The 18,799-nt window shown below is 66.1% G+C and carries 15 protein-coding genes; 2 read left to right on the top strand and 13 right to left on the bottom strand.

Features of this window, described 5'->3' with window-relative positions; translation table 11 throughout:
• Position 1 precedes the first annotated feature (1 nt).
• Together QXK92_RS12105 and QXK92_RS12100 are read left to right on the top strand one after the other, a co-directional pair.
• Positions 2-436, top strand: a complete 435-nt coding sequence (locus QXK92_RS12105) for a hypothetical protein (RefSeq protein WP_306241855.1) — start codon at positions 2-4, stop codon at positions 434-436.
• Positions 437-573: 137 nt separating this feature from the next.
• Complete coding sequence (locus QXK92_RS12100; protein WP_306241854.1) at positions 574-3,771, top strand: PPE family protein; 3,198 nt, start codon at positions 574-576, stop codon at positions 3,769-3,771.
• Here the strand turns inward: QXK92_RS12100 and nuoN are convergent.
• From nuoN to QXK92_RS12035, 13 genes are read right to left on the bottom strand one after another with little or no spacing between them, the layout of a single operon-like run.
• A complete protein-coding gene (nuoN, locus tag QXK92_RS12095; protein WP_306241853.1) occupies positions 3,768-5,345 on the bottom strand; it encodes an NADH-quinone oxidoreductase subunit NuoN in 1,578 nt (525 codons plus the stop codon). The genes QXK92_RS12100 and nuoN overlap by 4 nt on opposite strands.
• Entirely contained in the window at positions 5,342-6,913 is a 1,572-nt protein-coding gene (locus tag QXK92_RS12090) for an NADH-quinone oxidoreductase subunit M (RefSeq protein ID WP_306241852.1), read from the bottom strand. Before QXK92_RS12090 ends, nuoN begins: the two co-directional genes overlap by 4 nt.
• Positions 6,907-8,796: an NADH-quinone oxidoreductase subunit L gene (gene nuoL, locus QXK92_RS12085; RefSeq protein ID WP_306241851.1), complete on the bottom strand. Its 1,890-nt coding sequence runs from the start codon at positions 8,794-8,796 to the stop codon at positions 6,907-6,909. The genes QXK92_RS12090 and nuoL overlap by 7 nt, the downstream gene beginning before the upstream one ends.
• A gap of 10 nt (positions 8,797-8,806) precedes the next feature.
• The gene (nuoK, locus tag QXK92_RS12080) at positions 8,807-9,106 is read right to left on the bottom strand and encodes an NADH-quinone oxidoreductase subunit NuoK (RefSeq protein WP_055580875.1); all 300 of its coding nucleotides are present in this window, start codon (positions 9,104-9,106) and stop codon (positions 8,807-8,809) included.
• Complete coding sequence (locus QXK92_RS12075; RefSeq protein ID WP_306241850.1) at positions 9,103-9,879, bottom strand: NADH-quinone oxidoreductase subunit J; 777 nt, start codon at positions 9,877-9,879, stop codon at positions 9,103-9,105. Before QXK92_RS12075 ends, nuoK begins: the two co-directional genes overlap by 4 nt.
• On the bottom strand, positions 9,876-10,424 hold the full coding sequence (gene nuoI, locus QXK92_RS12070; RefSeq protein ID WP_306241849.1) for an NADH-quinone oxidoreductase subunit NuoI: 549 nt from the start codon (positions 10,422-10,424) through the stop codon (positions 9,876-9,878). The genes QXK92_RS12075 and nuoI overlap by 4 nt, the downstream gene beginning before the upstream one ends.
• Positions 10,417-11,688 carry an NADH-quinone oxidoreductase subunit NuoH gene (nuoH, locus tag QXK92_RS12065; protein WP_306244363.1) on the bottom strand — a complete coding sequence of 424 codons (1,272 nt, stop codon included), beginning with the start codon at positions 11,686-11,688 and terminating at the stop codon, positions 10,417-10,419. Before nuoH ends, nuoI begins: the two co-directional genes overlap by 8 nt.
• 5 nt (positions 11,689-11,693) lie before the next feature.
• Positions 11,694-14,123, bottom strand: a complete 2,430-nt coding sequence (locus QXK92_RS12060) for an NADH-quinone oxidoreductase subunit G (protein ID WP_306241848.1) — start codon at positions 14,121-14,123, stop codon at positions 11,694-11,696.
• Between the two features lie 7 nt (positions 14,124-14,130).
• Positions 14,131-15,459: an NADH-quinone oxidoreductase subunit NuoF gene (gene nuoF, locus QXK92_RS12055; RefSeq protein WP_306241847.1), complete on the bottom strand. Its 1,329-nt coding sequence runs from the start codon at positions 15,457-15,459 to the stop codon at positions 14,131-14,133.
• Positions 15,456-16,217, bottom strand: coding sequence for an NADH-quinone oxidoreductase subunit NuoE (nuoE, locus tag QXK92_RS12050; protein ID WP_306241846.1), 762 nt, complete (start codon positions 16,215-16,217; stop codon positions 15,456-15,458). Before nuoE ends, nuoF begins: the two co-directional genes overlap by 4 nt.
• Positions 16,214-17,512, bottom strand: a complete 1,299-nt coding sequence (gene nuoD / locus QXK92_RS12045) for an NADH dehydrogenase (quinone) subunit D (RefSeq protein ID WP_306241845.1) — start codon at positions 17,510-17,512, stop codon at positions 16,214-16,216. Before nuoD ends, nuoE begins: the two co-directional genes overlap by 4 nt.
• On the bottom strand, positions 17,512-18,240 hold the full coding sequence (locus tag QXK92_RS12040; protein WP_306241844.1) for an NADH-quinone oxidoreductase subunit C: 729 nt from the start codon (positions 18,238-18,240) through the stop codon (positions 17,512-17,514). The genes nuoD and QXK92_RS12040 overlap by 1 nt, the downstream gene beginning before the upstream one ends.
• On the bottom strand, positions 18,237-18,791 hold the full coding sequence (locus tag QXK92_RS12035; protein WP_055580867.1) for an NADH-quinone oxidoreductase subunit B family protein: 555 nt from the start codon (positions 18,789-18,791) through the stop codon (positions 18,237-18,239). Before QXK92_RS12035 ends, QXK92_RS12040 begins: the two co-directional genes overlap by 4 nt.
• Between the last annotated feature and the right edge of the window lie 8 nt (positions 18,792-18,799).

The following is an 18,799-nucleotide window of genomic DNA, read 5'->3' as shown; positions in this document are numbered from 1 at the left end:
CATGCTCGCGCAGTCCGGGACCCGCGTCTTCTCGGTGGTGTTCGGCCTGCTGATGGTGGCGGCGGCCACCATCGGATCGCACGGGCCTGCGCTGGCCGCCGGAGCCGCTGCCGTGCTCGCTGTCGGACTGGGCGCGGTATTTCGTTCTGCGGCAACGATTGCCGTGTTGTTGGCGGTGTTACTCATCGCGGTCTCAGACGGTTCCCACGTGCTGGCCGCGCTGTCGGGATTGTGCGCCGCGGCCTACCTGGTGTGCCGGCATGCGTCCGGCGACGTGGTCACCGGCAGTTGGCCGACGATCGTCGCCGCCGTCGGCTTCACTTTCGTCGGATTGGTGGCGACGTCATTTCCGGTGCAGGTGCCCTGGTTGCCGCTGCTGGCGCCGCTAGCCGTGCTGGCGATTTATGTCCTGGCCACCCGTCCGTTTCTGAATTAGGCAAACGAATCTCGCGGCCGGGAATCAGCAAAAATCCGGCATTCGATGGGCAAGTTCTCTACAGTCACTTACGCGCCTTATGTGACAGCGGTCACAGGCGACATGTCATCGTACTGGTCCATCGGGAGGACGCGGTCATGAGCTTCTTCGGCTTGCCGCCGGAAATCAATTCGATTCGCATGTTCCGTGGCGCGGGTTCTGCGCCGATGCTGGAGGCGGGTCTGGCCTGGGACGGGTTGGCACAGGAGTTGTCGACCGCGGCGCAGTCGTTCCAGGCGGTGACATCGGGGTTGGCCGGGCAGGCGTGGCAGGGCGCCGCGGCGGCGAAGATGGTAGCTGCTGCGGACGTCTATGCGCGGTCGCTGGCAGTAGCGGCGAGCCGCGCGGGGGATGCTTCTGCGGCGGCCAGAGCGGTCGCGAGCGCGTTCGAGGCGGCCCGAGCCGCGACGGTGCATCCGCTGGCGGTTTCGGCGAACCGAAATGCCTTCGTGCGGTTGGTGATCGGCAACTTGTTCGGCCAGAATGCGCCGGCCATCGCGGCGGCTGAGAGTGTGTACGAGGAGTTCTGGGCGGCCGACGTGGCGGCACTGGTGGGCTATCACGGCGGGGCGGCGGCGGCCGCCGCGACGTTGTCGTCGTGGGGTAACGCACTGGCCGGTCTGCCGGTGTTGGGTCAGGTGGCGGCATCCGCCGCCGCTGCCGCGGCCGCAATTCCCGACGTGAACACCGGAATCGGCAACATCGGGTCATGGAATATTGGGGGCGGCAACAACGGTTTCCTGAATTTCGGTAACGGCAACACCGGAAACGTGAACCTCGGCGGCGGCAACCTGGGGAATCTGAACCTGGGCAGCGGCAACTTCGGTTCCTTCAATCTCGGTTTCGGGAGTACCGGTTTCACGAACCTCGGCCTCGGACACTCCGGCAATCTGAATGTGGGATTCGGCCACTCGGGCAACGGCAACGCCGGCTTCGGCAACCGGGGAAGCAGCAACCTCGGCGGCGGCAACTTCGGCAGTCTCAACTTCGGCAGCGGCAATCTGGGCTCGTTCAACCTGGGCAGCGGCAATCTGGGTTCAACCAATATCGGGTTCGGCAACAACGGCAGTTACAACTTCGGATTCGGGAACCACGGAAACAACAACATCGGCATCGGACTGACCGGCGACAACCTGTTCGGAATCGGTGCGCTCAACTCCGGCACCGGAAACTTCGGGTTCGGGAACTCGGGCAACAACAACGTCGGATTCTTCAACTCCGGTAACGGTAACTTCGGCATTTTCAATTCCGGCGACGGCAACTTCGGCTTCAGCAACGCCGGTGGTGTCAACACAGGGTTCTGGAATGGGGGTAGTACCAACACCGGCTTCGGAAACGCAGGTACTTCGAACTTCGGAATCGGAAATTCGGGGGATTTCAATGCGGGCGTTGGTAATTCGGGCGCATCGAACATGGGCACCGGGAATACCGGGCTGCACAACACGGGCTCCTTCAATACAGGAGCCTTCAACACGGGCATGTCGAACAGTGGCGGATTCAACACTGGTCTCGGCAATGCGGGCAACACCAACACCGGCTTGCTGAATTCCGGCGACTTTAATACCGGCGTCGGTAGTGCGATCACGCCGCCGGGCGCGACCGGCTCCGGTATCGGCAACACAGGACTAAACAGTTCCGGTTTCAACAACACGGCCAGCTTCTCGTCCGGTTTCCAGAACTCGGACGCCGGCGTCGGAGCCACCCTGATCTCAGGTTTCAATAACTCCGCTTCTGGTGCGGTCGGGTGGTTCAACACCGGTCAGGACACGGTAGGAATTGCGAATTCCGGCAACCTCAGCGCCGGTATCGCAATCGCAGGAGCGGGTAGCTCAGGCATCGGGATTGCCGGCAATGCGAGCTCGGGCTTCTTCCACCCAGGTAATGGGCAGGCCGGCATCTTCGGGCGTGCTGCCGCGCCCGCGTTCCTGCTCGATATCGGACCGCTGGCCCCAGCCCTGGCCGCGCTGCCCGGCGCACCTGCACTCGGCCTTGCACTGCCTGACGTCAACACCGGGCTGGGCAATCTCGGCAGCTGGAACCTGGGGGCCGGAAACACCGGCGACTTCAACCTGGGCTCCGGCAATATCGGCAACGTCAACGTAGGCGGCGGCAACCTCGGGAACCTCAACCTGGGCGGCGGCAACTGGGGCTCCTACAACTTGGGCAGCGGCAATCTCGGCTACACCAACTTCGGCAACGGCAATTACTTCGGCACCTTGAACTTCGGTGGCGGAAACTACAACGGTAGCGGGAACCTCGGTTTCGGCAATAACGCCGGTGACGGTAACTTCGGCAGCGGAAACCGGGGCAGCGGCAACATCGGCACCGGCAACTCGGGCTCGTCCAACCTCGGCAGCGGCAACCTGGGCTCATCCAACTTCGGGTTCGGCAATAAGGGCAATTTCAACTTCGGGTTCGGCAATAGCGGCAACAACAACATCGGCTTCGGCCTGACCGGTAACAACCAGTTCGGCATCGGAGCGCTCAACTCGGGCGTCGGCAACATCGGTTTCGGTAACTCGGGCAACAACAACGTCGGCTTCTTCAACTCCGGTGACGGCAACTTCGGGTTCTTCAACTCAGGCAACACCAACACCGGCTTCGGCAACGGCGGGTCCCTGAACACCGGCTTCTGGAACGGAGGCGCGATCAACACCGGCTTCGGCAATGGTGGGTTCAACAACACTGGGTTCAGCAATGGCGGCTTCAACAATGTCGGCGGCGGCAACGCCGGTCTGAGCAACATGGGATTCGGCAATGCCGGCTTCGCCAATACCGGCGATTTCAATGCGGGCGGCCAGGCCGGTGCTGGGCTCGGCGGCAACACCGGATCGTTCAACGCAGGTTCCCTGAACACCGGCTTCGGAAATTCCGGTGACCTGAACACGGGCCTGTTCAACGCAGGCAGCGTCAACACCGGCATCGGCAGCGCGACCGACCAGCCCGGCAGCGTCTCCGGATTCGGTCATGCAGCCGGCGCCACCAACGTCTCGGGATTCAACAACTCAGGCGATACCGTGTCGGGCTTCCAGAACGTGAAAACCGGTGGCTTCGTTGCGATATCGGGTTTCGGTAACAACGGCTCGGAGCTGGTTGGCTTCAACAACACGGGGCTCAACAATGTCGGCTTCGGCAACACCGGCTCATTCGGCTCCGGGTTCAACCTGTCGGGCCAGTTCAGTTCCGGTATCGGCGTTTCGGGCGCCGGCAGCTCCGGCGTGTCGAACTCGGGCAACGCCAGTTCCGGCTTCTACAACAAGGGTGACGACCAGTCGGGATTCTTCGACCAGACCTAGTTCACGAATGTCGCGGCGCGCTCGGCCAGGTCCAGCACCGGCTGCGGAAAGATGCCCAGCAGCACCGTCACCAGCGCGCACACCGCGATGGCCGCCTTGCTCAGCACCCCGGGCGCCATGACATGCGGTGTGTCGTCGGTGGGTTCGGTGAAGAACATCGACACGATCACCCGCACGTAGAAGTAGGCGGCCACGCCGCTGGAGATCACACCGATCACCACCAGCGGCACGGCGCCACCCTGCGCCGCGGCCTTGAACACCGCGAACTTGCTGATGAAACCACTTGTCAGCGGGATGCCCGCGAACGCCAGCAGGAACATCGAAAGCATCACTCCCACAATGGGGGAGCGCTGACCGAGGCCCGCCCAGTGCGACAGGTCGGCGTCTTCGACGTCCTCGGAATTGCGGACCAGGCCCACGATCGCGAAGGCGCCCACCGTGCTGAAGCTGTAGGCGACCAGGTAGAACAACGTGCCCGACAGGCCCGCGGAGTTGTCGGCGATCACGCCGGTGAGGATGAAGCCGACGTGTGCGACCGACGAATACGCCAGCATCCGTTTGACATTGGTCTGGTTCACCGCGGTGATGGTGCCCACCGTCATCGTCAGGATCGCGATTCCCCAGAGCACCGGGCGCCAGTCGTGATGCAACGGTGGCAGTGCCACATACACGACGCGCAGCAGGGCGCCGAAGGCCGCGACCTTGGTGGCCGCCGCCATGAAACCGGTGATCGGGGTGGGGGCGCCCTGGTACACGTCCGGAATCCAGGAGTGGAACGGCACCGCGCCGACTTTGAACAGCAGACCGACCGACAGCAACGCGACGCCGACCAGAGCCATCGACTTATTGGTCTCGCCGGCAAGGGAATCGCGGATGCCGGTCAGTGTCAGCGTGCCGGTGGCGCCGTACAGCAAGGCCACGCCATAGAGGAAGAACGCCGACGAGAAGGCGCCCAGCAGAAAATATTTCAGCGCCGATTCCTGCGACGCCAACCGGCGGTGCCGGGCCAGCCCGCACATCAGGTACAGCGGGAGCGACAGGACCTCCAGCGCGACGAACATGGTCAGCAGGTCGTCGGAGGCGGGGAACACCATCATGCCGCCGACGGACAGCATCAGCAGTGGGAAGAGCTCGGTCTGGGCGACGCCGGCGCGTTCGGCCTCGTGCTCGGTGTCGCTACCCGGTACCGCGGACGCCTGAGGGGTGAAGGAATCCAGGCCGGCGAAGACCTTGCTCTTCTCGGCGGCCGGGACCGTTCGCTGGCTGCGCTCGGCGACGAAGATGACGGCGAGCACCGAGACCAGGACGATTGTGCCTTGCAGGAACAGTGTCGGCCGGTCCACCGCCACCGCGCCGAGGACCGTACGCCGACCCTCGGCCGGGACCGACTTCGCCACGGCGACCACGGCGACGAAGGCCGCGACCAGCCCGGCGAGCGTCAGCACCACCTGCGCGCCGTAGCGCGCCCTTCGCGGCAGGAATGCTTCGACCAGCACGCCGAGCACCGCAATACCGAAAACAATGAACATGGGGGACAGCAGGAAGTACTCGATGCTGGGGCTGGGCAGCGTCATTGGTGCGGTCCTTCGGCTTTCCGGGGTACGCCGTTGATCGTGGGAGCGGGGTCATGCTGGCCGATGGTGGTCATGGTGCTCTCCACCGCCGGGTTGATGATGTCCAGCACCGGCTTGGGGTAGACGCCGAGCACGAACAGCAGCGCGAGCAACGGGGCGACGACGGCCAGCTCACGGCCCACCAGATCGCGGATCTTCTCGTTCCCGGTGGCCACCGGGCCGGTCATCACCCGCTGGTAGAGCCACAGCATGTAGATGGCCGCCAGTACCAGCGCCGTCACACCGAACGCCGCCGCCATCCAGTAGCGGTTGAAAGTGCCCAGCAATACCAGGAATTCGCTGACGAACGGAGCCAGGCCCGGCAGCGACAGGGTCGCCATGCAGGACACCAGGAAGGTGCCGGCCAGGATGGGTGCCACCTTCTGCACGCCGCCGTAATCGGCGATGTTGCGGCTACCGCCGCGGGATACCAGGAACCCTGCGATCAGGAACACCGCCGCGGTGGAGATGCCGTGGTTGAGCATGTACAGCGTCGAGCCGCTCTGGCCCTGGGTGGTCATCACGAAGATGCCCGCGATGATGAACCCGAAGTGGGAGATCGAGGTGTAGGCGATCAGGCGCATCATGTCGGTCTGGCCGATGGCCACGATGGCGCCGTAGATCACCCCGATGATGGCCAGCGTGACTATCGCGGGACGGAAATACGTTGCGGCGTCCGGGAACAGCTGCAGGCAGTAGCGCAGCATACCGAAGGTGCCGACCTTGTCCATCACGGCGGTGATCAGCACCGCGGTGGCGGGAGTGGACTCGACGGCCGCGTCGGGCAGCCAGCGGTGCAGCGGCCACAGTGGAGCTTTGATCGCGAACGCGAACATGAAGCCCAGGAAGATCGCCTTGAACACCACCGGGTCCACTCCGGCGAGGCGGCCGGCCTTGACGTCGTCGACGATGCGGACGAAATCGAAGGTGCCGCCGCCGTGCTGACTGGTGACAACGTAGAGGCCGATCACCGCCGCCAGCATGATCAGCCCGCCGAAGAGGTTGTACAGCAGGAATTTCACCGCGGCCCGCGAGCGGTCGCGGCCCTGCCCGAACCCACCGATCAGGAAGTACATCGGGATGAGCATGGCTTCGAAGAAGACGTAGAACAGCAGCACGTCCAGGGCGATGACCGAGATCAGCACCATCGACTCGATGGCCAGCGTCAGCGCGACATACGCGTGCACGCCCCGGGGATTGGTGTCGCCCCCGTCGTTCCAGCCGGCCACCAGCAGCAGGGGGATCAGGATGGTGGTCAGCACCACCAGGATCAGCGCGATGCCGTCCACACCGAGGGAGTAACCGGCCCCGAAAGCCGGTATCCAGGTGCGTCTTTCGACGAACTGGTAGGTGTCACCACCGGGCTTGAACCCGACCGCGACGACGAGCGAGACCGCGAGCGTCGCGACGGCGACCAGCAGGCCGGTCCATTTGGCGACCTGCCGCAGGCTCGGCGGCAACAGAATGATCAGCACCGCACCGGCCAGCGGCACCAGCCACAGGACGCTCAGCCAGGGCACGTTCACCACAGGTTCACCACCAACAGTGCGCCGGCCACCAGGGCCGCCCCCGCCAGCATCGACAGCGCGTAGTTACGGGCGAAGCCGGTCTGGAAGCCTCGCAACCGATTCGACGTCCGGCCCACCAGGGCGGCCAGGCCGTTGACCGACCCGTCCACGCCGGCGTTGTCGACGGCCACCAGCCTGTCCGTCAGGTGCGCACCCGGGCGCATGAAGACCTCCTCGTTGAAGGCATCGCCGTAAGCGTCGGCCCGTGCGGCCGTCGTCAGCACCGAAACCTGAGCGGGCGCCACCCGCGGAATTTCCGCCTTGCCGCCGTACATCCGGTAGGCCACCAAGGCGCCGACGACGACCACCGCCACCGCGACGACGCTGACGGCCCATTCAGGCAACGCGTGCGCCGCCTCTTCGTGCACACCAACCACGGGTTCGAGCCAGTGCTGCAAGGAGTCGCCCATCGCGAACAGGCCGCCGGCGAACACCGAGCCGAAGGCCAGGATGATCATCGGCGCCGTCATCAGCGCGGGCGACTCGTGCGGATGCGAGCTTGGCGCCCAACGCTTTTGACCGAAGAACGTCATCAGCATGACGCGCGTCATGTAGAAGGCGGTGATGCCCGCGCCCAGCAGGGCGGCCCCGCCCAGCACATAGCCCCGGGCGCCGCCGGCGCCCAGCGCCGCCTCGATGATCGCGTCTTTGGAGAAGAAGCCCGCAAAGGGCGGAACACCGATGATCGCCAGGTAGCCCAGCCCGAACGTCACGAACGTGATCGGCAGGGCCTTGCGCAGGCCGCCGTAGCGGCGCATGTCCTGCTCTTCGTGCATCGCGTGGATGATCGACCCGGACCCGAGGAACAGTCCGGCCTTGAAGAAGCCGTGGGTGAGCAGGTGCATGATCGCGAACGCGTAGCCGGCCGGGCCGAGGCCGGCGGCCAGCACCATGTAACCGATCTGGCTCATCGTGGAAGCGGCCAGCGCCCGCTTGATGTCGTCTTTGGCGCAGCCGATGAACGCCCCCAGCATCAGGGTGACGGCACCGACGATCACCACGGCCAGCTGCGCGCCGGGGGCCAGATTGAAGACCGGGTTGGACCGCACGATCAGGTAGACACCGGCGGTCACCATGGTGGCGGCGTGGATCAGCGCCGAGACTGGCGTCGGACCCTCCATCGCGTCACCCAACCAGGCCTGCAGCGGGACCTGGGCCGACTTGGCGCAGGCGCCCATCAGCAGCAGCAACCCCATCGCGTTGAGCACGCCCTGGCTGGCGGCGGGCGCGCCGGCGAACACGCCGGCGTAGGACACGGTGCCGAACGTGGCGAACATCAGGAACATCGCCAGGGCCAGGCCGGCGTCCCCGACGCGGTTCATCACGAACGCCTTCTTGGCCGCCGTGGCCGCCGTCGGCTTGTGGTACCAGAAGCCGATCAGCAGGTAGGACGCCAGACCGACGCCCTCCCAGCCGACGTAGAGCACCACATAGTTGTCGGCCACCACCAGCAGCAGCATCGAGGCCAGGAAGAGGTTGAGGTAGCCGAAAAACCTTCTGCGGTCTTCGTCCTCGGCCATGTAGGCGATCGAGTAGATGTGGATCAGCGACCCGACGCCGGAGATGAGCAGGATGAAGCACATCGACAACTGGTCGATCTGCAGGCCGAAGTCGACCTGCAGTTGACCCACCGGCATCCAGGTGAACACCTTCTGGTGGATGACACGGTCTTCGGCGCTGCGGCCTAGCAGTTCAGACAGCAACATCGCGCCGACGACGAACGCCGAGATCGCGGCCAGCGTGCCCAGCCAGTGGCCCCACGCGTCGGTGCGTCTACCGCCGAACAGCAGGATCACAGCACCCGCCAGCGGCAGCGCCACCAGCAGCCAGGTGTAGTCAGTCATCTTGGCGTTCTCAGCCTTTGAGTAGATTCGCGTCGTCGACCGACGCCGATTTGCGGGCACGGAAAATCGTCATGATGATGGCCAGGCCGATGACGACCTCGCACGCGGCGACCACCATGGTGAAGAACGCGATCATCTGTCCGTCGAGTTTGCCGTGCATCCGCGCGAACGTGACGAACGCCAGGTTGACGGCGTTGAGCATCAACTCGACGCACATGAACATGACGATCGCGTTGCGCCGCAGCAGCACCCCGGAAGCCCCGATGGTGAACAGCAGAGCCGAAAGGTAAAGGTAGTTGGCCGGATTCATGATGAGCTTCCCTTGACAGCTTCCGGTGAGGGTGTCTCGAGTCCGTCGGCTCCGCGGGTGCGCAGGATCTTGGAGACCGACAGGTCGGAGTAGGAGCCGTCGGGGAGCAACGCGGCGACGTCGACCGCGTTGTGACGGGCGTAGACGCCCGGGTTGGGCAGCGGGGTGGGGTGGCCGCCGGGACGGAACCGCTCCTCGGAGAGCTCGCGCTGGGTCTTGCGGCGCTCGAACCGTTCCCGGTGTGCCAGGATCATCGCGCCGACGGCGGCGGTGATCAGCAGCGCGCTGGTCAGTTCGAAGGCCCACAGGTAGCGCGAGAAGATCAGTGCCGCCAGGCCTTCGACGTTGCCGTTCGCGTTGGCCGCGGCGAGGCCGGAGAAGCCGCCGGTCGCCACGTTGCCGATGCCGGCGATCAGCGCGATACCGAAGCCGACGCCGGTGACCACCGCGGCGACCCGCTGGCCGCGCAGGGTCTCCTTCAGCGATTCCGCGGAGTCCACGCCGATGAGCATGAGCACGAACAGGAAGAGCATCATCACCGCACCGGTGTAGACCACCACCTGCACGACGCCCAGGAACAGCGCGTCCTGGGCCATGTAGAACACGGCCAGGATGAGCATCGTCATCGCGAGATACATGGCCGAGTAGACGGCGTTGACCGCCAGCACCACCCCGAGTGCCCCGATCACCGCGGCCGTGCCGAGCACCCAGAACATCACGGCTTCGCCGCTGGAGGTCCGGGTCAGAGTTTCCGCTGCGAACGTGACGATCATCGAGCGTCCTGACCTTCGCGCAGGCCCTGGGCCGTCACATTGCCCAGGTAGTAGTCCTTGTCGGTGGCGCCCTCGGCCCGCGGGTGCGGTGGTTGCGTCATGCCCTCCAGCAGCGGCGCCAGCAGCCGGTCCTTCTCGTAGATGAGGTCCGCGCGGTTGTCGTCGGCCAGCTCGTAGTCGTTGGTCATGGTCAAAGCGCGGGTGGGGCAGGCCTCGATGCACAGCCCGCACCCGATGCAGCGCAGGTAGTTGATCTGATAGACCCGGCCGTAGCGTTCGCCCGGCGAAAACCGTTGCTCGTCAGTGTTGTCCGCGCCTTCGACGTAGATCGCGTCGGCCGGGCAGGACCAGGCGCACAACTCGCAGCCGATGCACTTCTCCAGGCCGTCCGGGTACCGGTTGAGCTGATGGCGGCCGTGGTAGCGCGGTGCCACCGGTCCGGGCTTCTCCGGGTACTCCTCGGTGATGTTCTTCTTGAACATCGACCCGAAGGTGACGCCGAATCCGGCTACCGGATCCCAGAGGCGCTTGAAGATGTTAGCCACGTGCCTTCTCCTTGCTCGCACCTATCGGCTGCTCGAGTGTCTTGAACGGCAGCGGCGGTGTCGGGAATGCGGGCGCGAAACCGCCTTCGAAACCGGCCTGGTCGGCGGTTGCGGCCAGTTGCTTGCGTCGCTTGCGGGGGCTGGGTGCGCTGAACGGTTTTCGCAGGGTGGCGATCAATGCCAGCGCGAACAGGAGACTGCACACCACCAGCAGCGTGGTCCAGTGTTCGTAGCCCTGGTTGCGCAGCGTGCGGATGACCGCCGCGATCATGATCCACACCAGCGAGACCGGGATCAGCAGCTTCCAGCCCAGCGACATGAACTGGTCATAGCGGAACCGGGGCAGGCTGGCGCGCAGCCAGAAGTAGATGAACAGGAACGTCCACATCTTGAGGGTGAACCAGAGCACCGGCCACCAGCCGTGGTTGGCGCCCTCCCACATGTTCAGCGGCCACGGCGCGTGCCAGCCGCCGAAGAACATGGCCGCGGCCAGCGACGACACCGTGAACATGTTGACGTACTCGGCCAGCATGAAGATCGCGAACTTCAGGGACGAGTACTCGGTGTGGAAACCGGCGACCAGTTCGCCCTCGGCTTCCGGCAGGTCGAACGGCGCCCGGTTGGTTTCGCCGACCATCGAGATCAGGTAGATCACGAACGACGGCAGCAGCAGGAACACGAACCAGACCCGGTCCTGGGCGGCGACGATCTGCGACGTCGACATCGAGCCCGCGAACAGGAACACCGCTGCGAATGACAACCCCATCGCCACCTCGTAGGAGATGACCTGCGCGGTGGAGCGCACCCCACCCAGCAGGGGATAAGTGGATCCCGACGCCCAGCCGCCCAGCACGATGCCGTACACGCCGATGGCCGACATGCCCAGGATGAACAGCACCGCGACCGGGAGATCGGTGAGCTGCAAGGGCGTCCAGTGTCCGAACACCGACACCTCGGGGCCGAACGGGATGAAGGAGAAGGCGGTGAACGCGGGGATCGCCGAGATGGCCGGCGCCGCGAAGTAGACGAACCAGTCGATGCCCTTGGGGGTGATGCTTTCCTTCAGCGCCAGCTTGATGCCGTCGGCGAGGCTCTGCAGGGTGCCCCACGGTCCGGCCCGGTTGGGGCCGGGCCGCAACTGCATCCAGCCGAGGATCTTGCGCTCGAGCAGGATCGCCACCAGCACGTTGAGCATGAGGAACACGAAGATGGCCAGGGCTTTGCCCAGCACCAGCCACCACGGGTCGTGTCCGAAGGCGGTCAAACCGTTCATTCCGGCACCCCGATCTTCGCGCTGATCTTTACCAAAGCGCCGGAGGTGACGCCCAATTCCTGGTGCACTGCCGAGCCCGGAGAGTTCAGCGGTAGCCACACCACCCGGTCCGGCATGTCAGTCACGTTGAGCGGCAAGGTGATTGAGCCGCGATCGGTGCTGACGGTGACCGACTCGCCGTCGGTGGCTCCGATTTCCTTGGCGGTGTCGGCCGACAACCGCACCACCGGGGTACGCGCGGTACCCGCCAGATGCGGCTCGCCGTCCTGCCCGCGGCCGGCGTCCAGCAGCAGCCGCCAGCCGGCCAGCACCGCCTCGCCGGACTCGGGTTGCGCGGCGGGCGCGGCCTCGACGTGCGGACTGCCCGCATGCTTTCCGTCCCAGGTGCCCAGCCCCGCGAGTTCCTCGCGCGCCGACTCGACGGTCGAGCAGTTGAGCAGGATGCCCAGCTCGTCGGCCAGCGTGTCGAGCACCCGGTGATCGGATTGGCTGGCCTGCAGCATGCTGCCTTTGAAAGCCGGTTCGAAGCCGCGGTAGCGACCCTCCCAGTTGACGAAGGCACCGGCCTTCTGGGTGGTCGGGGCGACCGGGAACACCACGTCGGCCCGTTGGGTGACCGGGCTGTGCCGCAACTCCAGGCTGACCACGAAGGGCGCCGCGTCCAGCGCGGCCAGTACCGCGTCCGGGTCGGCGAAGTCACCGGGTTCGATGCCACCGACCAGCAGCGCGCCCAGGGTGCCGTCGGTGGCGGCGGCCAGGATGCCGTCCACGTCACGTCCTGCGGCGGAAGGCAATTCGTCGACGTGCCAGGCGGCGGCGACCTGCGAGCGGGCGGTGTCGTCGGCGACCGGGCGGCCGCCGGGCAACAGTGCGGGCAGGGCTCCGGCTTCCAGCGCCCCACGTTCTCCGGCCCGTCGCGGCACCCAGGCCAGGCGGGCACCGGTCGAGTCGGCCAACCGGGCCGCCGCCGAGAGCGCGCCGGGGACCGTGGCCAGCCGTTCGCCGACCATGATGACCGCGCCGGGGGTGCTGAGCAGGTCACCGACTTCACCGGTGGCCAGGCCGTCCAGCGCCGCGGGCTCACCGCCGGGCGCGGTCTGCAGCAGCCGACCCGACATCTTGTCCAGCGCGCGGGTGGCGAACGGCGCGATCGAATACACCGGGACGCCGTTCTTGCGTGCGGCCTTGCGCAGCCGCAGGAACACGATCGGCGATTCTTCCTCCGGCTCGAATCCGGCCAGCAGCACCACCGGAGCCGATTCCAGGTCGGCGTAGCTGACGCTGACCGGCCGGCCCGCGATGCGCGCCGCCAGGAAGTCGGCCTCCTCGGCCGAGTGAGGCCGGGCGCGGAAGTCGATGTCGTTGGTGTTCAGCACGATTCGCGCGAACTTGGCGTAGGCGTAGGCGTCTTCCCAGGTCGCGCGGCCGCCGACCAGCACGCCGGTGCGGCCGCGTGCCGCCTCGAGGCCCTGGGTCGCGGCCACGATCGCGTGCGCCCAGGACGCCGGTGCCAGCTCGCCATTGGCGTCCCGGACCAGGGGAGTGGTCAGGACGTCTGGCTGGGTGGCGTAGGTGAACGCCCACCTGCCCTTGTCGCAGTTCCATTCCTCGTTGACTTCCGGGTCGTCGCCGGCCAGGCGGCGGGTCACCTTGCCGCGCCGGTGGTCGGTGCGCTGGGCACACCCGGACGCGCAGTGCTCGCACACGCTGGGGCTGGACACCAGGTCGAACGGGCGGGCCCGGAACCGGTAGGACATGCCGGTCAACGCGCCGACGGGGCAGACCTGCACGGTGTTGCCGGAGAAGTAGGAGTCGAACGGCTCGTTGGCGTAGATGCCGACCTGCTGCAGGGCGCCGCGCTCCTGCATGTCGATGAACGGGTCGCCGGCGATCTGGTTGGAGAACCGGGTGCAGCGGGCGCACAGGATGCAGCGTTCGCGGTCCAGCAGCACCTGCGCGGAGATGTTGATCGGTTTGGCGAAGGTGCGCTTGGTGTCGGTGAAGCGAGATTCCGCTCGCCCGTTGGACATTGCCTGGTTCTGCAGCGGGCATTCACCGCCCTTGTCGCACATCGGGCAGTCCAGCGGGTGGTTGATCAGCAGCAGCTCCATCACGCCGTGCTGGGCCTTGTCGGCCGCCGCCGAAGTGAGCTGGGTGCGCACCACCATGTCGTCGGTGCAGACCGTGGTGCACGACGCCAGCGGCTTGCGCTGGCCCTCCACCTCGACCAGGCACTGCCGGCAGGCACCGACCGGGTCGAGCAGCGGGTGGTCACAGAACCGGGGGATCTGAATGCCCATCAGCTCGGCCGCGCGAATGACCAGAGTTCCCTTGGGGACGCTGATTTCGGCACCGTCGATGGTCAGCGTCACCATGTCCGGCGGCTTGACCTCGTCGCCGGTATCCGTCTTGGCCGCACTTGTCATTGCAGCGTCAGGCCTTTCCATTCAGAGTCGGCTCGAAAGACAACATGGAATCCTTGGGGTCGAACGGGCACCCGCCGGTCTCGACGTGCGCGATGTACTCGTCGCGGAAGTGCTGAATCGACGACATCACCGGGCTGGCCGCGCCATCTCCCAACGCGCAGAACGACTTTCCGAGGATCGCGTCCGAGATGTCGAGCAGCTTGTCGAGGTCTTCGCGGGTGCCCTGGCCGTTCTCCAGCCGTGCGTAGATCTTGTCCAGCCAGAACGTGCCCTCGCGGCACGGCGTGCACTTGCCGCAGGACTCGTGCTTGTAAAACTCGGTCCAGCGACGCACCGCGCGCACCACGCAGGTGGTTTCGTCGAAGATCTCGAGTGCCTTGGTGCCCAGCATCGAGCCGACCCCGCCGACGCCTTCGTAGTCCAGCGGAACGTCGAGGTGTTCGTCGGTGAGCAGGGGAGTCGACGAACCGCCCGGCGTCCAGAACTTCAGCCGGTGGCCTGCCCGGACGCCGCCGGCGTAATCGAGCAACTCGCGCAACGTGATTCCCAGCGGTGCTTCGTACTGGCCGGGCCGGGTGACGTGCCCGGACAACGAGTACAGGGTGAAGCCGGGCGATTTCTCGCTGCCCATCGAACGGAACCAGTCGACGCCGTTGAGGATGATCGACGGCACGCTGGCGATGGTCTCGACGTTGTTGATCACCGTGGGGCAGCCGTAGAGGCCGGCGACCGCGGGGAAGGGGGGCCGCAACCGCGGCTGGCCGCGGCGGCCTTCCAGCGAGTCGAGCAGCGCCGTCTCCTCGCCGCAGATGTAGGCGCCCGCGCCGGCGTGCACCACCAGCTCGAGATCGAAACCGGAACCGCCGATGTCGCGACCCAGGTAACCGGCCGCGTACGCCTCGGCCACCGCGTTCTGCAGGCGGCGCAGCACCGGCACCACTTCGCCGCGCACGTAGATGAACGCGTGGCTGGCCCGGATCGCGTACGCGGCGATGATGACGCCCTCGACCAGCACGTGCGGGGTGGCCAGCATCAGCGGAATGTCTTTGCAGGTGCCCGGTTCGGACTCGTCGGCGTTGACCACCAGGTAGTGCGGCTTGGCCGCGGGGCCCTTGTCGCCCTGCGGGATGAACGACCACTTGGTCCCGGTGGAGAACCCGGCGCCGCCACGTCCGCGCAACCCGGAGTCCTTGACGGTCGCGATCACGTCGTCGGGGTTCATGGCCAGGGCCTTCTTCATGGCCTGGTAGCCATCGTTGCGTTCGTAGGTTTCCAGCGAGAAGGACTGCGGGTCATCCCAGTAGCGGCTGATGACCGGCGTCAAAGGTGTTGTCATGCTTGGCCTTCCGGACCAGGGGGAGCCTGCATGTCGTTCTCCTGAGCCACCCGCAGCCCGGCCAGGGTGGCCGCGCCCGGGCCGCCCTGCCCTTCGTCGGGGCGCTCGTCGCGAAGACCGGCGAGAATGCGTGAGGTCTCGCGGAACTTGCACAGCGGGGCGCCCCGGGTGGGCGCCACCGGCCGGCCGGCGCGCAGGGAGTCGACGAGTTCGCGGGCCGAGTCGGCGGTCTGGTTGTCGTAGAACTCCCAGTTGACCATCACCACCGGGGCGTAGTCGCACGCTGCGTTGCACTCGATGTGCTGCAGCGTGACGGCACCGTCCTCGGTGGTCTCGTCATTGCCGACCCCGAGGTGCTCCTTGAGGTCGGCGAAGATCGCGTCGCCACCCATCACCGCGCACAGCGTGTTGGTGCAGACGCCGACCAGGTAATCGCCGGTGGGGCCGCGGCGGTACATGGTGTAGAAACTGGCCACCGCCGAGACCTCGGCACCGGTCAAATCCAGTTGCTGCGCGCAGAATTCCATACCGGCCGGGGTGATGTAGGAGTCCTCGCCCTGCACCAGGTGCAGCAGCGGCAGCAAGGCCGACCGGCTGTTGGGGTACTTGGCGATGATCTCCTTGGCTTCCACCTCCAGCCGCGCCTGCACCTCGGGGGGATACGACTCCGGGGCGCCGTCGACCACGAACTGGCTGGGCTCCTCCGGCGGCGGTCCGAGCCGCAGGAAAACCCTTTCGCCGCTGCCTGATTCGCTCATCGGTCCACTCCGCCCATCACCGGGTCGATGCTGGCGACCGCGGTGATCAGGTCGGCGACCATGCCGCCTTCGCACATCGCGGCCACCGACTGCAGGTTGGTGAACGAGGGGTCCCGGTAGTGCACCCGGTAAGGGCGGGTGCCGCCGTCGCTGACCATGTGCACACCGAGTTCGCCACGCGGCGATTCCACCGCCACATACACCTGGCCGGCCGGAACGCGGATGCCCTCGGTCACCAGCTTGAAGTGGTGAATGAGGGCTTCCATCGAGCTGCCCATGATCTTGGCGATGTGTTCCGGTGAGTTACCCATGCCGTCAGGGCCCACGGAAAGGTCTGCGGGCCAAGCGATCTTGCGGTCCTCGACCATCGTCGGGCCGGGCTTGAGCTGATCCAGACACTGCTCGACGATCTTGATCGACTCCCACATCTCGTTGACGCGAATCATGTAGCGCCCGTAAGCGTCACACGTGTCCGCGGTGATCACGTCGAATTCGTAGTTCTCATATCCGCAGTAGGGTTCGCTCTTGCGCAGATCGTGGGGCAGCCCGGTGGAACGCAGGATCGGGCCGGTGATGCCGAGCGCCATGCAACCGGTCAGGTCGAGGTATCCGACATCCTCGGTGCGGGCTTTCCAGATCGCGTTCTCGTTGAGCAGTTCGCCCATCTGGCGCAGCGGGATGCGCAGTTCCTTGAGGGCCGCGGCGATGTCGTCGACGCCACCCGGCGGCAGGTCCTGGGCGAGGCCACCCGGCCGGATGTAGGCACTGTTCATCCGCAGGCCGGTGATCTTCTCGAAGAGGGTCAGAATGATCTCGCGGGCCCGGAAGCCGACGAACATCGGCGTCATGGCGCCCAGTTCCATTCCGCCGGTGGCCAATGCGACCAGGTGCGACGAGATGCGGTTGAGCTCCATCATCATCACCCGGATGACGTTGACCCGTTCCGGGATCTCGTCGGTGATGCCGAGCAGCTTCTCCACGCCGAGGCAGTAGGCGGTCTCGTTGAAAAACGGTGCCAGGTAGTCCATTCGGGTGACGAAGGTGACGCCCTGCGTCCAGTACCGGTATTCGAGGTTCTTCTCGATTCCGGTGTGCAGGTAGCCGATTCCGCACCGGGCCTCGGTGACCGTCTCGCCCTCGATCTCGAGGATCAGCCGCAGCACGCCGTGGGTGGACGGGTGCTGGGGTCCCATGTTGACGACGATGCGCTCGCCGGGGTCGGCCTTGCGGGCGGCGTCGACGACCTTGTCCCAGTCCTGACCGCCTGCGACCACCAGGGTTTCGGTTGTGCTCATCAGTTGTAGCCCCTGCGCTCATCGGGCGGAGGAATCTGCGCGCCCTTGTACTCGACCGGGATGCCGCCCAGCGGGTAGTCCTTGCGTTGCGGGTGCCCGTGCCAGTCGTCGGGCATTTCGATGCGGGTCAGCGACGGGTGGCCGTCGAAGATGATGCCGAAGAAGTCGTAGGTTTCGCGCTCGTGCCAGTCATTGGTGGGGTAGACCCCGAACAGCGACGGGATGTGCGGATCACTATCGGGCGCAACAACTTCCAGCCGTAGCCGGCGATTGTGCGTGATCGACTTCAGCGGGTACACCGCGTGCAGTTCGCGGCCCGTCTCGTTCGGGAAGTGCACGCCGCTGACGCCCAGGCACAGCTCGAACCGCAGGTCCGGTTCGTCACGCAGTCGTTGGGCGACCTGCGGCAGCAGGTCGCGGCGCACGTGCAGCGTCAGCTCGTCGCGGTAGACCACGACCTTCTCGATCGCCTCGTTGAAGGAGAGACCCTCGCGGTCCAGCGCCTCGGCGAGGCGATCGGCGATGTCGTCGAAGTAGCTGCCGTAGGGGCGGGGGCTCTCGCCAGGCAGCGCGATCTCGCGCACCAGCCGGCCGTAGCCGGAGGTGTCGCCGGTGCCGCGCACGCCGAACATGCCGCGGCGAACGTTGATGACCTCTTGACCTTCCGGCGGCAAGTCGGCCCCCGGAGTCAGCGTCGCGCCCTGGGAGTCCTTGTCGGGTGAGCTCATCGCAGCAGTCCGCGCATCTCGATCGTCGGCCGGGCCGCCATCGCCGCCTCTTCGGCTTCAGCGATGGCCTTCTCGCGGTTGACGCCCAGCGGCATTTCCTGAATCTTCTCGTGCAGCTTGAGGATTGCGTACAACAGCATCTCGGGCCGCGGCGGGCAGCCGGGCAGGTAGATGTCCACCGGCACCACGTGGTCGACGCCCTGGACCACCGCGTAGTTGTTGAACATCCCCCCCGACGAGGCGCAGACACCCATCGCCAGGACCCACTTCGGCTCGGCCATCTGGTCGTAGATCTGCCGCAGCACCGGCGCCATCTTCTGGCTCACCCGGCCCGCGACGATCATCAGGTCGGCCTGCCGCGGCGTCGCCGAGAACCGTTCCATGCCGAATCGGGCGATATCGAACCTCGGACCCGCGGTCGCCATCATCTCGATGGCGCAGCAGGCCAACCCGAACGTCGCCGGCCACAACGAGTTCTTGCGGACATAGCCCGCAACCTTCTCGACTGTGGACAGCAGGATCCCGCCGGGTAACTGTTCTTCCAGTCCCACGTCCTACC

It is taken from the genome of Mycobacterium sp. TY815 (assembly GCF_030755135.1).
Classification (GTDB): Bacteria; Actinomycetota; Actinomycetes; order Mycobacteriales; family Mycobacteriaceae; genus Mycobacterium.
This window is presented reverse-complemented; position numbering and strand designations above follow the sequence as displayed.